This window comes from Serratia sp. HMSC15F11 (genome assembly GCF_001808215.1).
Classification (GTDB): Bacteria; Pseudomonadota; Gammaproteobacteria; order Enterobacterales; family Enterobacteriaceae; genus Serratia; species Serratia nevei.
On sequence record NZ_KV792398.1, the window covers coordinates 22,556 to 43,084 of the forward strand.

19 protein-coding genes are annotated in these 20,529 nt (G+C 57.9%); 8 read left to right on the forward strand and 11 right to left on the reverse strand.

The window, feature by feature from the left end:
- The coding region (gene yciA / locus HMPREF3138_RS03815; RefSeq protein ID WP_083301460.1) for an acyl-CoA thioester hydrolase YciA at nucleotides 1-408 on the forward strand (408 nt) is incomplete at its 5' end.
- Nucleotides 409-478: 70 nt separating this feature from the next.
- On the opposite strand, the gene tonB is transcribed toward yciA, so the two are convergent.
- Together tonB and HMPREF3138_RS03825 are read right to left on the reverse strand one after the other, a co-directional pair.
- Nucleotides 479-1,222, reverse strand: coding sequence for a TonB system transport protein TonB (gene tonB, locus HMPREF3138_RS03820; protein ID WP_038877271.1), 744 nt, complete (start codon nucleotides 1,220-1,222; stop codon nucleotides 479-481).
- 236 nt (nucleotides 1,223-1,458) lie between these two features.
- Nucleotides 1,459-2,112, reverse strand: coding sequence for an epoxyqueuosine reductase QueH (locus HMPREF3138_RS03825; protein WP_025303057.1), 654 nt, complete (start codon nucleotides 2,110-2,112; stop codon nucleotides 1,459-1,461).
- 175 nt (nucleotides 2,113-2,287) lie between these two features.
- Between HMPREF3138_RS03825 and HMPREF3138_RS03830 the strand changes: the two genes are divergently transcribed.
- Nucleotides 2,288-2,584, forward strand: a complete 297-nt coding sequence (locus tag HMPREF3138_RS03830; protein WP_038877267.1) for a YciI family protein — start codon at nucleotides 2,288-2,290, stop codon at nucleotides 2,582-2,584.
- 475 nt (nucleotides 2,585-3,059) lie between these two features.
- Entirely contained in the window at nucleotides 3,060-3,323 is a 264-nt protein-coding gene (locus HMPREF3138_RS03835) for a hypothetical protein (protein WP_019452732.1), read from the forward strand.
- A gap of 47 nt (nucleotides 3,324-3,370) precedes the next feature.
- Here HMPREF3138_RS03835 and HMPREF3138_RS03840 read toward each other — a convergent pair whose 3' ends face one another.
- Complete coding sequence (locus tag HMPREF3138_RS03840) at nucleotides 3,371-3,922, reverse strand: TetR/AcrR family transcriptional regulator (protein WP_038877264.1); 552 nt, start codon at nucleotides 3,920-3,922, stop codon at nucleotides 3,371-3,373.
- Between the two features lie 126 nt (nucleotides 3,923-4,048).
- Between HMPREF3138_RS03840 and smfY the strand changes: the two genes are divergently transcribed.
- Both smfY and HMPREF3138_RS03850 read left to right on the forward strand, forming a co-directional pair.
- Nucleotides 4,049-5,521 (forward strand): multidrug efflux MFS transporter SmfY, encoded by a 1,473-nt coding sequence (gene smfY / locus HMPREF3138_RS03845; RefSeq protein WP_038877262.1) that lies wholly within the window; start codon nucleotides 4,049-4,051, stop codon nucleotides 5,519-5,521.
- A gap of 200 nt (nucleotides 5,522-5,721) precedes the next feature.
- Nucleotides 5,722-6,213, forward strand: coding sequence for a Dps family protein (locus HMPREF3138_RS03850; RefSeq protein ID WP_038877260.1), 492 nt, complete (start codon nucleotides 5,722-5,724; stop codon nucleotides 6,211-6,213).
- Nucleotides 6,214-6,258: 45 nt separating this feature from the next.
- On the opposite strand, the gene HMPREF3138_RS03855 is transcribed toward HMPREF3138_RS03850, so the two are convergent.
- The gene (locus HMPREF3138_RS03855) at nucleotides 6,259-6,435 is read right to left on the reverse strand and encodes a YciY family protein (RefSeq protein ID WP_025159792.1); all 177 of its coding nucleotides are present in this window, start codon (nucleotides 6,433-6,435) and stop codon (nucleotides 6,259-6,261) included.
- A gap of 242 nt (nucleotides 6,436-6,677) precedes the next feature.
- On the opposite strand from HMPREF3138_RS03855, the gene cls reads away from it, so the two are divergent.
- The gene (gene cls / locus HMPREF3138_RS03860) at nucleotides 6,678-8,138 is read left to right on the forward strand and encodes a cardiolipin synthase (RefSeq protein WP_038877257.1); all 1,461 of its coding nucleotides are present in this window, start codon (nucleotides 6,678-6,680) and stop codon (nucleotides 8,136-8,138) included.
- Between the two features lie 56 nt (nucleotides 8,139-8,194).
- Nucleotides 8,195-8,518 carry an HI1450 family dsDNA-mimic protein gene (locus tag HMPREF3138_RS03865; protein ID WP_004932139.1) on the forward strand — a complete coding sequence of 108 codons (324 nt, stop codon included), beginning with the start codon at nucleotides 8,195-8,197 and terminating at the stop codon, nucleotides 8,516-8,518.
- A 73-nt stretch (nucleotides 8,519-8,591) separates the two neighbouring features.
- Here the strand turns inward: HMPREF3138_RS03865 and oppF are convergent, their stop codons facing one another.
- The 7 genes from oppF to HMPREF3138_RS03900 form a co-directional block, all read right to left on the reverse strand.
- The gene (gene oppF, locus HMPREF3138_RS03870; RefSeq protein WP_025303071.1) at nucleotides 8,592-9,593 is read right to left on the reverse strand and encodes a murein tripeptide/oligopeptide ABC transporter ATP binding protein OppF; all 1,002 of its coding nucleotides are present in this window, start codon (nucleotides 9,591-9,593) and stop codon (nucleotides 8,592-8,594) included.
- A complete protein-coding gene (locus tag HMPREF3138_RS03875; RefSeq protein ID WP_038877255.1) occupies nucleotides 9,590-10,606 on the reverse strand; it encodes an ABC transporter ATP-binding protein in 1,017 nt (338 codons plus the stop codon). The genes oppF and HMPREF3138_RS03875 overlap by 4 nt, the downstream gene beginning before the upstream one ends.
- Before the next feature lie 11 nt (nucleotides 10,607-10,617).
- Complete coding sequence (gene oppC, locus HMPREF3138_RS03880; protein WP_038877253.1) at nucleotides 10,618-11,526, reverse strand: oligopeptide ABC transporter permease OppC; 909 nt, start codon at nucleotides 11,524-11,526, stop codon at nucleotides 10,618-10,620.
- A gap of 14 nt (nucleotides 11,527-11,540) precedes the next feature.
- The gene (gene oppB / locus HMPREF3138_RS03885; RefSeq protein ID WP_004932150.1) at nucleotides 11,541-12,461 is read right to left on the reverse strand and encodes an oligopeptide ABC transporter permease OppB; all 921 of its coding nucleotides are present in this window, start codon (nucleotides 12,459-12,461) and stop codon (nucleotides 11,541-11,543) included.
- 83 nt (nucleotides 12,462-12,544) lie between these two features.
- Nucleotides 12,545-14,182: an oligopeptide ABC transporter substrate-binding protein OppA gene (oppA, locus tag HMPREF3138_RS03890; protein WP_038877252.1), complete on the reverse strand. Its 1,638-nt coding sequence runs from the start codon at nucleotides 14,180-14,182 to the stop codon at nucleotides 12,545-12,547.
- Nucleotides 14,183-14,330: 148 nt separating this feature from the next.
- Nucleotides 14,331-15,968: an ABC transporter substrate-binding protein gene (locus tag HMPREF3138_RS03895; protein WP_038877251.1), complete on the reverse strand. Its 1,638-nt coding sequence runs from the start codon at nucleotides 15,966-15,968 to the stop codon at nucleotides 14,331-14,333.
- A gap of 696 nt (nucleotides 15,969-16,664) precedes the next feature.
- Nucleotides 16,665-17,309, reverse strand: a complete 645-nt coding sequence (locus tag HMPREF3138_RS03900; RefSeq protein WP_015378089.1) for a YchE family NAAT transporter — start codon at nucleotides 17,307-17,309, stop codon at nucleotides 16,665-16,667.
- Nucleotides 17,310-17,840: 531 nt separating this feature from the next.
- Between HMPREF3138_RS03900 and adhE the strand changes: the two genes are divergently transcribed.
- A complete protein-coding gene (gene adhE / locus HMPREF3138_RS03905) occupies nucleotides 17,841-20,513 on the forward strand; it encodes a bifunctional acetaldehyde-CoA/alcohol dehydrogenase (protein WP_038877249.1) in 2,673 nt (890 codons plus the stop codon).
- Nucleotides 20,514-20,529 lie beyond the last annotated feature (16 nt).

Below are 20,529 nucleotides of genomic sequence, written 5' to 3' on the forward strand. Positions count from 1 at the left end.
CCCAGCGGCGAGCTGGTGCTGCGCACGCTGGCCATGCCGGCCGATACCAATGCCAACGGTGATATCTTCGGCGGCTGGCTGATGTCGCAAATGGATATTGGCGGCGCCATCCAGGCAAAAGAGATCGCCGAAGGGCGCGTGGTGACCGTGCGCGTGGACGGCATGACCTTCCTGAAACCGGTGGCGGTAGGCGACGTGGTTTGCTGCTATGCGCACTGCATCCGCACCGGGCGCAGCTCGATCACCATCAATATCGAAGTGTGGGTCAAGAAAGTCTCTTCCGCGCCGATCGGCCAGCGCTACCGGGCGACCGAAGCGGTGTTCACCTATGTGGCAGTCGATGCGGAAGGCAACTCGCGCGCGCTGCCTGAGGGCAAAATGAATTTCCGCGTTGGCTTCGAAGAATAAGCCGGCGGCTGTACCGCAAATGCAAAAAGGGTCGCCGAGGCGACCCTTTCTTTTTTGGTAGTGACCGAACTCAGTTCAATTCGGTCGTGCCGTTCAGCTTGAAGCGGATAGTGACGGTGCGATCTTTCGCCTCTTTGGCCTCATAGCGCCATTTACGCATCGCCTGCTTCACTTCACGCTCGAACATATTGCGCGGCTCGGCCGACAAGATGCGCACGTTGCTGACGCGCCCGTCGCTGTCGATATCGAACTGTACCCGCACGTTGCCTTCGATCTGCAAAGCCTGGGCCCGCGGCGGATAGAGCGGATTGGCGCGGCTGATCGGTCTTGGCCCGACCTCGCGCGAGTTGCCCTGCACCGGCGCGGCAGGCGCCTGCTTCACCGGCGCTTTATCGATCGGTTTGGCCGGTGAATCGCTGTTGAACGGCGACGGCTCGCGCGGCTCAACCTTCTTCGGCTCCGGTTTAACCTGTTTTTCGACCTTCGGTTTCGGCTTAGGCTTCGGTTTCGGCTTGACCGGCTCGGGTTTCACGATCGCCTTCGGCGGCGGCTCCACGATAGGTTCCGGTTCTGGCTCCGGCTCAGGTTCGACCTGCGGCGGCTCCGGCTCGGCCGGCGCCGGTGGCGGCGGCTCGGCCATCGCGGCGGTGTTGACCATCATGACGCTGATCGGCGCGTCCTCTGGCTTCGGCAGCTCCACCACTTCTTTTACCGAAGCGTAAAGCAATCCCGCCACCAGGGCGCTGTGCAGGCCTACGGACAAGACGAAAGGCACGGATATACGGCGATTAAGGAACATCTTTTTTAGCGGCATAATGATTCTGTTTCCTCTGGTTCGCCAAGTTTAAATGCAAATAGCAATCATATTCAATAACGAAAGGCAAACTATCGCTTTAATCGTCAGTATGCGCGGCTAAAACCAGCAAACTCATAAGGATATTAACCTGGCCGTTGCTTTTTTATCGCCGGAACAACACGCTTCATTAACGTTTGGCCGGGCGTCAAAAAATAAAAAACCCGCCGTAGCGGGTTGATTGCGGTGATTATGCGTTATTCTTCATCGCCATAGTAAAGCACGCCCAGCTTAATCAGCGGCCGCCCTTGTGCCTTGCGGTGCAGGTTGGTGTCGCGCAGCGAATAGACGCAGCCGCAGTATTCCTGCTGATAGAAGCGTTCGCGCTTGCTGATCTCTATCATGCGCGACGAACCGCCCTTCTTGCGCCAGTTGTAATCCCAGTACACCAAATCGGGATATTTTTCCGCCGCCCGGATGCCGCAGTCGGTGATCTGCTGCATGTTCTTCCAGCGCGAAATGCCCAACGAGCTGGAGATGGTGTCGTAACCGTGCTCATGCGCATACAGCGCCGTGCGCTCGAAACGCATGTCAAAACACATGGTGCAACGAATCCCGCGCTCCGGCTCATTCTCCATCCCCTTGGCGCGGGCGAACCAGTTATCGGTGTCGTAATCGGCATCGATGATCGGCACCCCGTGCTGCTCGGCGAAGCGGATGTTCTCTTCCTTGCGCAGCAGATACTCTTTTTGCGGGTGAATGTTGGGGTTATAGAAGAAAATGGCGTATTCGATCCCGGAGGCCTGGATCGCTTCCATCACCTCGCCGGAACAGGGCGCGCAGCAAGAGTGCAGCAGCAGTTTACTTTTGCCCGCCGGCAAATCGAGTTTTTCCCTTACCAGTTCCGTCATATCCTCACCTCAATGGCATATCAGTTTAAGCGCGCCGCACTATACGAATAAAAAGTAGCGGCTTCAAGGCATAAGCGCCAATCCGCCGGGAAATTCGCCGCGCACCGTTCCCCTGCCGCGCCTTTTGCGCTACCTTGGTAACACCGTTTTATAGCCATGATTTTAAAGGTGAAACATGCTTTATCTGATCTACGCGCAAGACGTCCCCAACTCGCTGGAAAACCGTCTGGCGGTACGCCCGGCACACCTGGCGCGCCTGCAGGCGCTGCGCGACGCCGGCCGCCTGGTAGTCGCCGGCCCTAACCCGGCCATCGACAGCAACGATCCCGGCGCCGCCGGCTTTACCGGTTCGACGGTGATCGCCGAATTCGAGTCGCTAGCGGAAGCCCAGGCCTGGGCGCAGCAGGATCCCTATATCGCCGCCGGCGTCTATGCCGACGTGACGGTGAAGCCGTTCAAACAGGTGTTCTGATCTCCAGCCCTCCCAATACCGGGAACGCCCGTTCGCGCACCGTTCCCGGATCAATGCGTGCTCTCACCCTAACCCCTCGGTAGAAAAGATGCCCTCCCTCCAGGGGCTGTCGCGTCACCCGCCTATACTCTTCTGAACCCGCGGCATCGCCGCGAATTCCGTGGACCGTCGTTACCGCAGAGAACGCCCAAGCGCTGTTGGACGCACGCAAATAATCCCTCGCCCCCTGGCTCCAGGGCACTTGCCCGCAAAAAAAAGCCAGCACGGAGTGGCTGGCTTAAAGGTTCTTCGAGGGAATATCTTGTTCGATAAACATACGCCTTTCGCCGCCCCCTTGACTAACTATCAGTGTGATAGGCGCCGCCGTCTGAGACTCTTTTTTGCCGTTGCATGGTAAAGCGCCGCCGCTGACCTACACTTGAGCCGTAGTCAAGATGCAGTTACGGGTCGTTTTTATCTTCCAAAAGGAATAATTATGAAGGCAACTAAATATCTCTTGGCACTGCTGGCGTTCACCTCATTCTCTTCCCTGGCGGCAATTGAAATCACGCGGGAAGAGGCAGCGAAACATACCGAGATCGGTCCGGTGACCATTTCACAAGACGGCGACGACACCGTGGGGATCGACCATGCGCGTCTGTCGAAAGCGGTAGATGAAAAAGGCGGTAAGTATTACGTCATTATCGGTCGCGAGGGGAAAACCACCTTCGAAACCATCAATGCGATAGCCTATAAATAATCAGGCTTAGCCCGCGGCAGGCTGCTTCCTGCCGCTTGTCCCTGCGTTTACTTGTCGCCGCCCGTCAATATCAATGCCTGCATATCGGCGAACATCGTTTCCCATTCCGCCTGGTCGATATCCATCAAACCAAAGTAACGCAGCATAAAGGCGCCTTCGGTGGCGAGAAACGCCAGGCGCGCGCGCTTGCCTTCTTCGGTCGTCAAATCCAAACCGGCGATGCGGCTGCGATACCATTCGCGCGTGCTCGCCAGATGCTCCGGCGTTTGAATCAGCGTTGCCATCAACCCGGCGGCCTTGGCGCTGGAAGTCTGATCCGAACTGTGGGTGGCCAGCATATGCGCCCGCACGGCGGTCTGCGGCGAAGGCTCGTCGCCGGCGATCGCCGTGAACAACGTCTCGTAGGCACTGCCCCAGCGATCGAACATGGCATCGATAAGGGCGTCTTTGCTGCCGAAACAATACTGCACCCCGCCCTTGGAGATCCCCATCGCTTTGGCGACGGCGTCTATGGTCAAGCCGGCGGCACCCTGGGTGGCGACGATCTCTTCGGCGGTGTCCAAAACCTTGTCGCGATCGATGCTGCGTTGACGTCCCATTAAGAAACCCTTCTTTTCAATACGAACGTATGGATATATATTATCATCAGTATACCACCCGGCATCGCCGGTGGGTTACCCCAATGGCGGCGCCTCCGCGCCGCCCACGTTAACTGGATATGAATTATGTACGCCAAGAACCGCTGGTTGATCCTGACGATGGTCGCCAGCGCCCTTTTCCTGATCGTCATCGATATGACGGTGTTATATACCGCCCTGCCGCGCTTAACCCAGGCGCTGGATGCCAGCGCCTCGCAAAAACTCTGGATCGTCAACGCCTACCCGCTGGTGGTGGCCGGCCTGCTGCCCGGCGCCGGCATGCTGAGCGACCGCATCGGCCATAAGCGGCTGTTTCTCGCCGGACTGCCGGTGTTTGCCGTCGCGTCGCTGTGCGCCGCGTTCTCGCCCACCGCCGAGTGGCTGATCGCCGCCCGCGTGTTCCTCGCCGTTGGCGCGGCAATGATGATGCCCGCGACGCTGTCCATCGTGCGCCACGTCTTTACCGACGAACGCGAACGCGCGCTGGCGATCGGCATCTGGGCCTCGGTGGCCTCCGGCGGCGCGGCCATCGGCCCGGTGGTCGGCGGCCTGCTGCTGGAGTATTTCTGGTGGGGGTCGGTGTTCCTGATCAATGTGCCGGTCGTACTGCTGGTCTGGCCGCTGGCGTGGAAACTGATCCCGCGCTGCGGTGGCGATAACCCGCGCCCTTCGGACATCGTCGGTTCGGTGCAGATCATGATGGGTCTGGTCGGCGCTATCTATGCGCTGAAGGAGCTGAGCAAGCCGACGCCTGATGTGAGCGCCTTGCTTGTGGCGGCCCTGATCGGCGTGTTGTTCCTGGTGCTGTTCGTGCGTCGTCAGCAGCGCAGCGCCCACCCGATGATCGATTTCTCCCTGTTCCGCAACCGGCTGTTCGCAGGCGGCATCGGCGTGGCCCTGCTGTCGATGGTGGCGCTGATCGGCGTCGAGCTGGTGCTCAGCCAACGCCTACAGCTGGTGCTCGGCCTCAGCCCGCTGCAGGCGGCGCTGTTTATTTTGCCGATCCCGCTGGCCTCGGCGCTGGCGGGGCCCGTAGCCGGCCTGCTGTTGCCGCGCTACGGCGAACGCAGCATCATCCTCGGCGGCTTTGTCCTGACTACCCTCGGCATCGCCGGTCTTGCCGTGTGGTACCAGAGCGGCATGGCGCCGCAATTGGTCAGCCTGGCGCTGGTGGGCTTTGGCCTCGGCGGCGTGATCACCGCCGCTTCCACCGCCATCATGCTGAACGCGCCGGAGGAGAAGTCCGGCATGGCGGCGTCCATCGAAGACGTCTCCTACGAACTGGGTGGCGTGCTGGGCGTGACGCTGCTCGGCGGATTGATGACGGCGGTTTACAGCCACAGCCTGGCGCTGCCGGCGGAGCTGCCGGTCAGCGATTTGGCCTACGACAGCATCGACGAAGCCCTGCGGCTGGCGGCCGGGCTGGCGGCCGATCGCGCGCAGCAGCTGACGCAGCTGGCGCGCTTGGCCTTTGATCGCGCGTTTATTACGGTGCTGATCGCCGCCGCGCTGCTAATGGCGCTGGGCGCCGGCGCGGTGAAACTGGCGCTGCGCAAGTAACCGATAAAAGCGGCTTTTTTCGCCTGCGGATCCTGCGTAAACTGATTCGGCAATTTGCTCGACGGATTTATCGTCATCGGTTTTAGCGATGGCAATAATGCCTGTTATCGTGTTTAACCCTGCGATAAATCCGGTTACTGTAACAGCTATGGAAATTGATTCTGTCTACTATCGGAACAAATAATCAGGAGAAGATTATTATGGCAACGGCAAAGAAAGCAGCGAAAACCCATATCGGCCTCGACAGTAAACAATCGGCAAAACTCGCCGAGGCGCTGAACGCGCTGTTGGCGAACTATCAGGTATTGTATATGAACGTGCGCGGCTATCACTGGAATATTACCGGCCCGCAGTTCTTTGAACTGCACGCGAAATTCGAAGAGACATATAACGATCTGCTGACCAAGGTGGATGAGCTGGCGGAACGTATTCTGACGCTGGGCTCGCAGCCGCGTCACGCTTTCAGCGACTATCTGAAAACCGCCGACATCAAGGAACACACCAACGTGACCGATGATAAAGGCACGCTGCGCGGCCTGTTGGACGGGTATTCAGTCTTGCTGCAGCAGCAGCGTGAACTGCTGACGGTAGCGGCAGACGCCGGTGACGAAGGCACCGCGTCGCTGATGAGCGATTACATCAAAGAGCAGGAAAAACAGGTCTGGATGCTCAACGCCTATCTGGGCAAATAACCCAGGCGCCATAACAAAACAGTCCCTCACGGGACTGTTTTCGTTTTACCACTCGCAGGATACCGCAAACAGCAGCGCGCGCCGATGCTGATCGTCCAGGCGGCGCCGCACCCGGATAATATGGCGATTGCTGCAAGACTGGCGTTCCAGCCAGCGATGCCGGCGGCGTTGACTCTGCCGCAACATGCGCCAGCGGCCCACTTCATTTCTACTGCGTCTCATAATTCCGTCACTTGTTCGTCTAATGCCAACCGCGGGCATTATAGCCCTTTCCGTCCGTGATCCAAGCCGCAGTTATCGGCGGCACAGCGGGTGCCACGCGGGCAAAAGCCGCCCTTTCATTTTCAGCAAGTGCCTTAACTTCATCATATTTATGTAACATAAGCGCCGATAAAAGGTTTCGCCTTGACCGATCTGTGCGTACACTCATCATTGGTGGTTTGCGAACGGGATTTTTCGCCTTTATGACAACATTTTATACCGTAATCAGTTGGCTCATGGTGTTCGGCTACTGGCTGCTGATCGCCGGCGTGACGATGCGCATTTTGATGAAACGCCGTGCGGTTCCCTCTGCCATGGCCTGGCTGCTGGTTATCTACATTCTGCCGCTGTTCGGCATCGTGGCCTATTTATCGTTCGGCGAGCTGCATCTGGGCAAGCGCCGGGCCGAGCGCGCCAAGGCCATGTGGCCGTCAACCGCCCGCTGGCTGAAGGAGCTGAAAGAGAGCCGCCGCATCTTCGCCACCGAGTACAGCGAGGTCGCCGAACCGCTGTTCCAGCTGTGCAACCGCCGCCAGGGCATCGACGGCGTCAAGGGCAACCAGCTGCAGCTGCTCACCACCACCGACGACACGCTGAAAGCGCTGATCCGCGACATCGAGCTGGCGCGCCACAACATCGAAATGGTGTTCTATATCTGGCAGCCCGGCGGCCTGGTCGATCAAGTGGCCGAATCGCTGATGGCCGCCGCCCGACGCGGCGTACACTGCCGCCTGATGCTCGACTCCGCCGGCAGCCTGCAATTTTTCCGCAGCCCCTACCCGGCGATGATGCGCAACGCCGGTATCGAAGTGGTCGAAGCGCTGAAGGTCAACCTGCTACGCGTGTTCTTGCGCCGCATGGACCTGCGTCAGCACCGCAAGGTGGTGCTGATCGACAACTACATCGCCTATACCGGCAGCATGAACATGGTCGATCCGCGTTACTTCAAGCAGGATGCGGGCGTCGGCCAATGGATCGATCTGATGGCGCGCATGGAAGGCCCGGTGGCCACCACCATGGGCATCGTCTATGCCTGTGACTGGGAGATTGAAACCGGCAAGCGCATTCTGCCACCGCCGCCGGACGTCAACATCATGCCGTTCGAGCAGGAAAGCGGCCATACTATTCAGGTGATCGCCTCCGGCCCCGGCTTCCCCGAGGAGATGATCCACCAGGCGCTGCTGACCGCGGTCTATTCCGCCCGCGAGCAGCTGATCATGACCACGCCGTACTTCGTGCCGAGCGACGATCTGCTGCACGCCATTTGCACCGCCGCCCTACGCGGCGTCGAGGTCAGCATCATCGTGCCGCGCGACAACGATTCGATGATGGTGCGCTGGGCCAGCCGCGCGTTCTTCTCCGAGCTGCTGGAGGCCGGGGTTAAGATCTATCAGTTCGAAGGCGGCCTGCTGCATACCAAGAGCGTGCTGGTGGACGGCCAGCTCAGCCTGGTCGGCACCGTCAATCTGGACATGCGCAGCCTGTGGCTGAATTTCGAAATCACGCTGGTGATCGACGATGACGGCTTCGGCAGCGATTTGGCCTGCGTGCAGGAGGATTACATCGCCCGTTCCCAGCTGCTGAACGCCAAAGAGTGGCTGAAGCGGCCGTTCTGGCATCGTCTGGTCGAGCGCCTGTTCTACTTTTTCAGCCCGCTGCTGTAAAAGCCGCGGCGAGCGTGCTTTAATAGTGCCAAATCATTTGTTATCAGGATTTTTTTATGGATTTGAATAACCGCCTTACCGAAGACGAAACGCTGGAACAGGCCTACGACATCTTCCTCGAATTGGCCGGCGACAATCTGGATCCGGCGGATATTCTGCTGTTCAACCTGCAGTTTGAAGAGCGCGGCGGCGCCGAACTGTACGATCCGTCCGAAGACTGGAGCGAGCACGTGGATTACGACCTGAACCCGGACTTCTTCGCCGAGGTGGTGATCGGTCTGGCGGACAGCGACGGCGAGCCGATCAACGACGTGTTCGCCCGCGTGCTGATCTGCCGCGAGAAAGACCACAAGCTGTGCCACATTCTGTGGAAAGAGTGATTCGCCGTTAGCGCATCGGATAAAAAAAGCCCCGCTCATTCAGCGGGGCTTTTTGTTGCCGACCAGCAGCACATTACAGCGGATCGACCTTCAGGCAGGACACCGCGTGGCGGAAACTGCCCTCCAGCAGCGGACGCGTCTTGGCGCACTCCGGCCCGGCGATCGGGCAGCGGGTGCGGAACACGCAGCCGGTCGGCGGGTTGATCGGCGAAGGCAGCTCCCCTTCCAACAGCTGGATCTGCTTCTCCTTCTCCTTGTCCGGATCCGGGATCGGCACCGCCGACATCAGCGCTTTGGTGTAAGGGTGCTGCGGATTGTGGTACACCTCGTCATAGGTGCCCAGCTCCACCGCATGGCCCAGGTACATCACCAGCACGCGATCGGAAATGTGCTTCACCACCGCCAAATCGTGGGCGATAAAGATTAATGACAGCCCCATCTCGCGCTGCAGCTGCTGCAACAGGTTCACCACCTGCGCCTGAATCGACACGTCCAGCGCGGAGACCGGTTCGTCGCAGATCACCAGCTTCGGCTCGAGGATCAGCGCGCGCGCGATGCCGATACGCTGGCACTGGCCGCCGGAGAACTCGTGCGGGTAGCGGTTGATCAGGTTAGGCAGCAGGCCGACCTTCAGCATCATCGCCTTGACCTTGTCCTTCACTTCCTGACGCGGCATTTTTGGGTAGTAGGTGCGCAGCGGCTCGGCGATGATCTCGCCGATGGTCATGCGCGGGTTGAGCGACGCCAGCGGATCCTGGAAGATCATCTGGATATCGCTGCGGGTTTTGCGCCAGTCGGCATCGCTCATGCCCAGCAGATCTTTCCCCAGCCAGGCAACGCGCCCGCTGGTGGCTTTCACCAGGCCGATGATGGCGCGCGCGAAGGTGGATTTACCGCAGCCGGATTCGCCGACCACGCCCAGGGTTTCCCCCTCGAACAGCCGCAGCGTGACGCCATCGACCGCTTTCAGGGTTTTCGGCGGCTGCCAGAACCACTGTTTGTCGTCATGAATGTCGAAGTGCACTTTCAGATCGGCCACTTCGAGCAGCACTTTCTTGTCGGTTACCGCTGTCATACCAACGCCTCCACCGGTTTAAAGCAGGCGCGCAGGCGCCCTTCCCCAAATTGCTCCAACGGCGGAGCGCTCGCGCACTGCTCCATGGCGTACGGACAGCGCGGCTGGAACGGGCAGCCTTTAGGCAACCGCAGCAGGTTCGGCGGGTTGCCGGGAATGGTCAGCAACGCTTCGCCTTCGGCGTCGAGACGCGGCACCGCGTTCAACAGACCGATAGAGTACGGGTGGCTCGGCTGGTAGAACACCTCGCGCGCACTGCCGTATTCCATGGTGCGCCCGGCGTACATCACCAGCACCTTGTTGCAGATGCCGGCCACCACGCCCAGGTCATGGGTGATCATGATGATGGCGGTGTTGAACTCGCGCTTCAGCTCGTTGAGCAGCGTCATGATCTGCGCCTGGACGGTCACATCCAGCGCGGTGGTCGGTTCGTCGGCGATCAGCAGCTTCGGCCGACACAGCAGCGCCATGGCGATCATCACGCGCTGGCGCATGCCGCCGGAAAACTCATGCGGATACATACGCATGCGCTTGCGCGCTTCCGGCATTTTCACCGCGTCGAGCATGCGTACCGACTCTTCAAAGGCTTCGCTTTTGCTCATTTTCTTATGCAGCATCAGCACTTCCATCAGCTGTTCGCCAACGCGCATATAAGGGTTGAGCGAGGTCATCGGGTCCTGGAAGATCATCGAGATCTCTTCGGCCCGCAGCTTGTTGAGCTGATTTTCCGGCAGGTTGAGGATTTCACGGCCGTTGAATTTGGCCGAGCCGCCGATGCGGCCATTGCTGGCCAGCAGGCCCATCAGAGCGAACGCGGTCTGCGATTTACCGGAACCGGACTCACCGACGATGCCCAGCGTTTCTCCGGCCCGCAGGTCGAAGTTCAGATCGTTCACCGCCGTCACGTCGCCGTCCGGCGTGGAGAACGTGACGCGCAGGTCTTTCACGTCCAGCAGCGGCGACGTTTTGACCCCGGCGCCGCTTTGCAGTTGAGGATGTTCAATGGTGCTCATGATTGCACTCCTTAACGATCTTTCGGGTCGAGGGCGTCACGCAGGCCATCGCCGATAAAGTTGAAACAGAACAGAGTGACAACCAGGAAACCCGCCGGGAACAGCAGCAACCACGGTGAAACTTCCATTGAGTTGGCGCCGTCGCTGAGCAATGCGCCCCAGCTGCTGAGCGGCTCCTGCGTGCCCAACCCCAGGAAACTGAGGAAGGATTCGAACAGGATCATGCTCGGCACCAGCAGCGACGCATACACCACCACCACGCCGAGCACGTTCGGCACGATATGGCGCAGCACGATATTGCGCGTGGAAACGCCGCACACCAGCGCCGCTTCGATGAATTCCTTACGCTTCAGGCCGAGGGTTTGGCCGCGCACGATACGCGCCATATCCAGCCACGACACCATGCCGATCGCCACGAAGATCAACAGGATGTTCTGGCCGAAGAAGGTCACCAGCAGGATCACGAAGAACATGAACGGGAAGGAGTTGAGGATCTCCAGCAGGCGCATCATCACCGAGTCGACCTTGCCGCCCAGATAGCCGGACATTGCGCCGTACAGCGTGCCGACCACCACCGCCACCAGTGCCGCCGCCACGCCGACCATCAGCGAGATACGCCCGCCGATCGCCACGCGCACCAGCAGATCGCGCCCGGAGGAGTCAGTGCCGAAATAGTGCCCCGATTCCACGCTTGGCGCGGCGGACATCATCGCCCAATCGGTATCGTCGTAGGCAAACTGCGACAGCATCGGCGCCAGCACCACAAACAGCGTGATCAACACCAGAATGAACAGGCTGCTGACCGCCGCACGGTTGTGCATAAAGCGCCGGCGCGCGTCTTGCCACAGGCTGCGCCCTTCCACTTCCAGCTTCTCGCTGAAGTGTTCCAGAGCTTCGCTGTTCTTTTTAGTCAACATCATTCGCGTGCTCCAGATTAATAACGGATTTTCGGATCGATGACCGCATACAGCACATCGACGATCGCGTTGAACAGAATGGTCAGGGCGCCCACCAGAATGGTCAGGCTCAGCACCAGGGAGTAGTCGCGGTTCAGCGCGCCGTTAACGAACAGCTGGCCGATCCCCGGCAGACCGTAGATGGTTTCGATCACCATCGATCCGGTGATGATACCGACGAACGCCGGCCCCATGTAGGACAGCACCGGCAACAGCGCCGGCTTCAGCGCGTGGCGGAAAATGATGCGACGCATCGGCAAGCCTTTGGCGCGCGCGGTACGGATGAAGTTGGAGTGCAGCACTTCAATCATCGAGCCACGCGTGATACGGGCGATGCTGGCGATATAGGCCAGCGACAGCGCCACCATCGGCAGGATGATGAATTTAGGCGCGCCGCCGTTCCAGCCCCCCCCCGGCAGCCATTTCAGCGTGATGGCGAAGATCAGCACCAGCAGCGGCGCCACCACGAAACTGGGTATCACCACCCCGGTCATGGCGAACCCCATCACCGTGTAGTCCCATTTGGTGTTCTGATTCAGCGCGGCGATAACGCCTGCGCTCACCCCCAGCACCACCGCCAGCAGAAACGCGGCCAGGCCGAGTTTGGCGGACACCGGGAAAGAGCTGGCAACCAGATCGTTCACCGAATAGTCCTTGTATTTAAAGGACGGGCCGAAGTCTCCCTGCGCAAGCTGCGCCAGATAATGACCGTACTGTTTCCAGATCGGGTCGTTCAAATGATATTTGGCTTCGATGTTCGCCATAACTTCCGGCGGCAATGCGCGTTCCCCGGTAAATGGACTGCCGGGTGCCAGGCGCATCATGAAGAATGAGATGGTGATAAGGATAAATAGTGTCGGGATCGCTTCCAACAAGCGACGAAGTATAAATTTAAGCATTGCCCTAACCCTGTGCGACAGCCTGATGACGGCTTATTATTCTCAACATGGGCCGGCGGCCTGCGCCGCCGGCTCTTACCGTATCAATGCTTGATGATGTACAGGTTTTTGTCGTACACGTTATCAAGCGGGTCTTTGCCGGTGTAACCCCCGACGTAAGGTTTCACCAAACGGGCGTTCACATAGTAATACAGCGGAACGATGGCGGAATCTTTATCCAGCTGAACTTCCGCTTTCTGATACAGCTCGGCGCGCTCGTCTTTGGTCTTCGCGGTCAACACGTTGGCCATCAGCTTGTCGAACTCGGCGCTCTTGTAGTGCGGGGTGTTACTGCTGCTGTCGGACAGCATCATGTTCAAGAACGAGCTCGGCTCGTTGTAGTCGGCACACCAACCGGCGCGCGCCACGTCATAGGTGCCCTGATGACGGGTATCCAGGAAGGTTTTCCACTCCTGGTTCACCAGCTTCACGTCCACGCCCAGGTTTTTCTTCCAGATGGAGGCGGCGGCGATCGCCAGCTTCTTGTGCAGATCGGAGGTGTTGTACAACAGGGAGAAGGTCAGCGGTTTGCCCGGGCCGTAGCCGGCGTCGGCCAGCAGTTTCTTCGCCACTTCGTTGCGTTTTTCCTGCGTCCAGCCGAACCACTCCGGTGCGGTCAGCTTGGCACCGTCGGTGTATGGTGGCGTAAAGCTGTAGGCCGGCAGGTCGCCCTGGTTTTTCACCTTGTTGACGATGATGTCGCGGTCCATGCCCAGCTTCAGCGCTTCACGCACGCGCGCATCGGTGAACGGCGCCTTCTGGTTGTTGATTTCGTAGTAATAGGTGCACAGGTAAGGATCGACATGCACCTCTTTCGGGATCTCTTTCTTCAGCTTCTGGAACAGTTCGATCGGCATGTTGTTGTAGGTCATGTCGATTTCACCGGTGCGGTAGCGGTTAACGTCGGTCACTTCCGACGAAATAGGCAGGAACGTCACTTTATTGATGATGGTTTTGGCGTTATCCCAATATTCTGGGTTGCGTTCCAGTACGATGCGTTCGTTGACAATCCAGTCTTTCAGTTTGTAAGCGCCGTTGCTGACGTAGTTGGCCGGCAGCGTCCACTTCTCGCCAAATTTCTCTACCGCGTCTTTGTAAACCGGCTTCATGGCGTAGTGCGGGGTCATTTCAACCAGATAAGGCACCGGCTCGCTCAGGGTCACCTGGAAGGTGTGGTCGTCGATGGCCTTCACGCCCAGCGTCGACTTGTCTTTTTTACCGGCGATGATGTCATCGACGTTTTCCACATGGGCGTACTGCAGGTAGCTGGCGTAAGGCGATGCGGTTTTCGGATCCACCACGCGCTGCCAGCTGTAGACGAAATCTTGCGCCGTCACCGGCTTGCCATTGGACCATTTTGCGTCTTTACGCAGGTGGAAGGTCCAGACTTTGAAATCCTTGTTATCCCAGCTTTCCGCGACGCCCGGCACGATGGAACCGTTCGGGCTGTTGTTCGCCAGGCCTTCCATCAGGTCGCGCGTGACGTTGTTTTCCGGCACGCCCTCGATCTTGTGCGGATCCAGCGACTGCACTTCGGAACCGTTGTTTTTGACGATTTCTTGCTTGTCGGCCAGCTGCACGCCCGCCGGGACGTCAGCGGCGAAAGCGCTGGTGGTTGCTGTGATACCCAGCGCGGCGATGACGCCGGCAGCAATGAGCGTTTTCTTCGTGATGTTGGTCATACTTATCGACTCCAGTTTTTTATTATCACAGGCTCTTCGTGGAACCCGCGTTGCCCGTAAGCGGACTTTGTTTTCCCGCCGCCGCGGAACGAATGCGGCGGCCGGCCTTCCCTATATTCCCCAGCGCCTCGGCGTGAGGAATACCCCTTTACTGCTTGATAATGTAAAGATTTTTAACGTCGGTATAGTCCAGCGGATCTTTGCCGGTGAACCCACCCACCGTCGGCTTGATCAAACGCGCGCTGACGCGGTAATAAACCGGGACCAACGCGGAGTCTTTGTCCAGCTGCGCTTCCGCCTGCTGATAGAGCGCGGCGCGCGCGGCCTCATCCGGCGCCTTCAGCGTGGCGGCCATGATGGCGTCGAACGCCGGGCTCTTGTAGAACACGGTATTGATGCTGCTGTTGGACAGAACCAGGTTCAGGAACGCGCTGGGTTCGTTGTAATCCCCGCACCAGGTGGCACGCGCCACGTCGTATTGCCCCTGATGGCGGCTCTCCAGCGAAGTTTTCCATTCCTGGTTGCGCAGCGTGACCTCGGCGCCCAGGTTCTTCTTCCACATCGACGCGGCAGCGATCGCCTGCTGTTTGTTTTGATCGGAGGTGTTGTACAGCAGCGAGAACTTCAGCGGCTTGGCGTCGCTGTAGCCCGCTTCCGCCAGCAGCTTCCTGGCTTCGGCGTTGCGTTGCTCCTGACTCCAGCCGGCCCACGCAGGCTGAGTGAAGCTGGCGCCTTCCGTGAAGGGCGGCGTGAAGCTGTAGGCCGGGATTTGCCCCTGGCCCATGATCTTGTTGGCGATAATGTCGCGATCCAGCGTCATCTTCACCGCCGTACGCACGCGCGGATCGGTGAACGGCGCCCGCTTGTTATTGAGCTCGTAATAGAAGGTACACAGATAAGGGTTAACGTGCAGCTGCTCAGGCATTTCGCGTTTCATCTTGACGTACAGGTACGGCGGAATGGCGCTGTTGGTGATGTCGATCTCGCCGCTGCGGAAGCGGTTGACGTCGCTGACTTCCGAGGTAATCGGCAGGAAGGTCGCCTGATTGATCACCGTTTGCTTGTTGTTCCAGTAGCTCGGGCTGCGCTCCAGCACAATGCGCTCGTTCACCACCCACGCTTTCAGCCGATAAGCGCCGTTGCCGACATAGTTGGCGGGCAGCGTCCATTTATCGCCGAATTTCTCCACCACCGCCTGTTTCACCGGTTTGAGTGGAGTATGGCTCAGCATGCTGATGAAATACGGCACCGGTTCGCTCAGGGTCACCTGCAGCGTCTGGTCGTCCAGCGCCTTAACGCCGAGGGTCTGCGGGCTCTTCTTACCGGTCAGGATGTCGTCGATATTCTCGACTTTGGTGTATTGCAGGTAGCTGGCATAGGGCGAAGCGATTTTCGGATCGGCCAGACGCTGCCAGCTGTAGACGAAGTCTTGCGCGGTCACCGGGCTGCCGTCGCTCCACACCGCGCCGGGGCGCAGGTGGAAGGTCCACTGCTGATAATTCTGGTTTTCCCAGCTTGTCGCCGCCGCCGGCACCACATGCCCGTTGGCATCGGTGCTCACCAGCCCTTCCAGCAGGTTAAGAATGATATTGCTTTCCGGTACGCCCTCGACCTTATGCGGATCCAATGAAGCCACTTCGCTACCGTTGTTGATCACAATATTCTGCTGCTGCGCCAATTGGACGCCGGCCGGAACCTCTGCCGCCAAACTGCTATTTACGGCGCCGGCGCCCAGCGCGCCGCTAATCAACAAGGTCAAAGAAGTACGCTTCAGGGTTTGCTGCATAATCGAGGCTCCTTTTCACCGACAAGCATCGCTTATCGAAGTTTGTGAAGTGTTTATAAGAATTCTAAATAAACGGATACCAGCAAAAATCATTCCCGTTTTTGTGGCGCATTTCAGTTAATTGACCGCGGGAAAGTTGCTCGGAAATTAGCAGAAGCCAAATTCCATAGCCAATAAATTTTACGAAAATGTTAAGCAATTCTCTTTTATCGCACGAAGCCCAATCCGGCCTCCAGGATGGAAGGCAGGAAAAATCGAGATCATCAGTATGATTTTAAAGACAAAAAAACCAAATTCATTTAAATTGAAACCATCAGCACGATCTCATCGCCGCAAAAAGAAACATTCAGTTAACAATCCAACCATTCAAAGAACAAACACCTGCCTATGTGCGGTTAATCACTAATAACACCTGGATGAAAGTGAGACAAGCCCCACAGAATGATGTGACTAATTTAACAACAGCGTGACCGTTTAGCGGGGGCGAAATGGGCAGAAATGGGGGAGGAAAAGTGATTGAAATAACGCTTAGCGTTTTTTTTGAGCAACAACATGAGATTTATGCAACATAAGAGTGCAACCGCATAAATTTTATTCATCCTGTGCACTATAATAATGCGAGCCAATAAATAATTTAAACTTTAAAATTAATTTTAGCCGCGCTAACGCGAAAGGTGCGCGGCTAAACAAGGCGTATTACAACAGGCCGGGGAATATCGCCTTAATGCCGGTAACGATAAACTCGATGCCGAGCGCCATCAGCAGCAGCCCCATGATACGGGTGATCACGTTGATGCCGGTCTGCCCCAGCAAACGCACCAACAGCGGCGCGGCACGGAACAACAGCCAGCAGCAAAAGGCGAACAAGGCGATAGCGACCGTAAAACCGAGCAGGCTTTGCCAGTTGTGATAACGGGAGCTCCACACGATAGTGGAACTGATCGCCCCGGGCCCCGCCATCAGCGGCAGCGCTAACGGCACCACGCCGATGCTTTCGCGGATCGCGCTCTCCGACTTCTCCTGTTTGTTCTGTTTGTCTTCCCCCAGCTTGCCGCTGATCATCGACATGGCGATGGTCACCACCAGAATACCGCCGGCGATGCGGAACGAATCGATAGAGATGCCGAACATCCGCAGGATCCCTTCCCCCAGGAACAGCGAGGTCCACAGAATGATAGCGACCGACAGGTTGGCGGTCAGGTTGGTTTTATTGCGCCCCGCTTCCGCCTGGTAACTGGTCATGCTGATGAACACCGGCAAAATGCCCACCGGGTTGACCAGTGCAAACAGACCGACGAAGAACTTGATAAAGCCGGAAAGATCCAACAGAGATTGGCCCACAGATGGCTCCGCGTTAAGTACTATAAAAAGGTGTGCTGCCTATGCGCGCTAATGTAATGGAATTGCCGCGGGTAATCCATCCGGCCAGAGCAGCATTTTTGACTGTCAGCAAGTTATGCAGCGAAACAAATGTCCTTTGTTAAAGTGATGTATGGCCTTTTGATTTTTTATGTTGAAAAAAGAGTCATTGCTCACAGTTATCAAGAATGATTCCCAACACCAGCAAGCTGAAAGGTGTCAGCTTGCAGTTTTCATGATTTAGATCACAAATCAACTACCCAACAGTGGGTAAGCTCTTAGTCGTAGGCAGGGAGTAGAACAAAGTGGGTGGCCACATCGCCGATTCCGTTCTCCTCACGGTCTGCCCCTCCGGCTAGCGTAGGGTAAAGCTCTTTAAGCAAATCAGCAGCATGCGAAGAAATAACGTGGGAAAGCCCCGGTATTCTCATCACCGTTTATTCCCGTTATGGCTATACTAGTGGCTCGCACGGCTTATTTACTGAAAGAGTTTAACATTATCAGGAGAGCATTATGGCTGTAACGAATGTCGCTGAACTGAACGAGCTTGTCGCACGTGTCAAAAAAGCCCAGCGCGAATATGCCAACTTCACTCAAGAGCAAGTGGATAAAATCTTCCGCGCTGCCGCCCTCGCCGCTGCTGATGCCCGTATCCCGTTGGCCAAAATGGCCGTGGAAGAATCCGGAATGGGTATCGTCGAAGACAAAGTGATCAAAAACCACTTCGCTTCCGAGTACATCTACAACGCCTATAAAGACGAAAAAACCTGTGGCATCCTGTCTGAAGATGACACCTTCGGTACCATCACCATCGCCGAACCTATCGGCTTGATTTGCGGTATCGTTCCTACCACCAACCCAACTTCTACCGCGATCTTCAAAGCGCTGATCAGCCTGAAAACCCGTAACGGCATCATCTTCTCGCCGCACCCGCGTGCGAAGAATGCCACCAATAAAGCCGCCGATATCGTGCTGCAAGCCGCTATCGCCGCCGGCGCGCCAAAAGACATCATCGGTTGGATCGACCAACCGACCGTCGAGCTGTCCAACCAGCTGATGCACCACCCGGACATCAACCTGATCCTGGCCACCGGTGGCCCGGGCATGGTGAAGGCAGCCTACAGCTCCGGCAAGCCTGCCATCGGCGTCGGTGCCGGTAATACCCCGGTCGTGGTAGACGAAACCGCAGACATCAAGCGCGTGGTCGCCTCTATCCTGATGTCCAAAACCTTCGACAGCGGCGTTATCTGCGCTTCCGAACAGTCGGTTATCGTCGTCGACTCTATTTATGATGCGGTACGCGAACGCTTCGCTTCCCACGGCGGCTATCTGCTGCAGGGTAAAGAACTGAAAGCGGTTCAGGACATCATCCTGAAAAACGGCGGTCTGAACGCGGCCATCGTGGGGCAATCCGCACCGAAAATCGCCGAGATGGCAGGCATCAAAGTGCCGGCCAACACCAAAGTGCTGATCGGCGAAGTGAAGCTGGTCGACGAGTCCGAGCCTTTCGCCCATGAAAAACTGTCGCCTACCCTGGCGATGTACCGGGCCAAAGACTTCGAAGACGCCGTCGCCAAAGCTGAAAAACTGGTCGCCATGGGCGGTATCGGCCACACCTCCTGCCTGTACACCGACCAGGATAACCAAACGGCTCGCATCGCCTACTTCGGCGATAAAATGAAAACGGCTCGTATCCTGATCAACACCCCGGCTTCTCAGGGCGGTATCGGCGACCTGTATAACTTCAAACTCGCGCCTTCGCTGACGCTGGGTTGCGGCTCCTGGGGTGGTAACTCCATCTCTGAGAACGTCGGACCTAAACACCTGATCAACAAGAAAACTGTAGCGAAGCGAGCAGAAAACATGTTGTGGCATAAACTTCCGAAATCGATCTACTTCCGCCGGGGCTCGCTGCCTATCGCGCTGGAAGAAGTGGCGACCGACGGGGCAAAACGCGCCTTCATCGTGACCGACCGCTTCCTGTTCAACAACGGCTATGCCGACCAGATCACCAAAGTTCTGAAGTCTCACGGCATCGAAACCGAAGTGTTCTTCGAAGTGGAAGCCGATCCGACGCTGAGCATCGTGCGCAAAGGCGCAGAGCAGATGAACTCCTTCAAACCGGACGTCATCATCGCGCTGGGCGGCGGTTCGCCGATGGACGCCGCGAAAATCATGTGGGTGCTGTACGAACACCCTGAAACCCACTTCGAGGATCTGGCGCTGCGCTTCATGGACATCCGTAAGCGTATCTACAAGTTCCCGAAAATGGGCGTGAAAGCGAAAATGATCGCCATCACTACCACGTCAGGCACCGGTTCGGAAGTCACGCCGTTTGCCGTCGTAACCGACGACACCACCGGACAGAAATACCCGTTGGCCGACTATGCGCTGACCCCGGACATGGCAATTGTCGATGCCAACCTGGTGATGAACATGCCGAAATCCCTGTGCGCCTTCGGCGGTCTGGATGCGGTCACCCACGCGCTGGAAGCCTACGTTTCAGTGCTGGCGAACGAATACTCCGACGGCCAGGCGTTGCAAGCGCTGAAACTGTTGAAAGAGTATCTGCCGGCCAGCTATAAAGAAGGCGCGAAAAATCCGGTTGCCCGTGAACGCGTGCACAACGCCGCCACCATCGCCGGTATCGCCTTCGCCAACGCCTTCCTCGGGGTCTGTCACTCCATGGCGCACAAGCTGGGTTCGGAGTTCCACATTCCGCACGGCCTGGCCAACGCGATGCTGATTTCCAACGTCATTCGCTACAACGCGAACGACAACCCGACCAAGCAGACGGCCTTCAGCCAGTACGACCGCCCTCAGGCGCGCCGCCGCTACGCTGAAATCGCCGACCACCTCGGCCTGAGCGCACCGGGCGACCGCACTGCGCAGAAGATTGAGAAACTGCTGGCCTGGCTGGACGAGCTGAAAACCGAGTTGGGCATCCCAACCTCCATCCGTGAGGCGGGTGTGCAGGAAGCGGACTTCCTGGCGAAAGTCGACAAGCTGTCGGAAGACGCATTCGACGACCAATGTACCGGCGCCAACCCACGCTATCCGCTGATTGCCGAGCTGAAGCAAATCATGCTGGATACCTTCTACGGCCGCGAATTCAGCGAAGCGGTAGAAGAGGAAGCGGCCGCTCCGGCTGCCGCCAAAACCGCGGTAAAGAAGCCCAAGAAATAACGGTTCCGTGAACCGA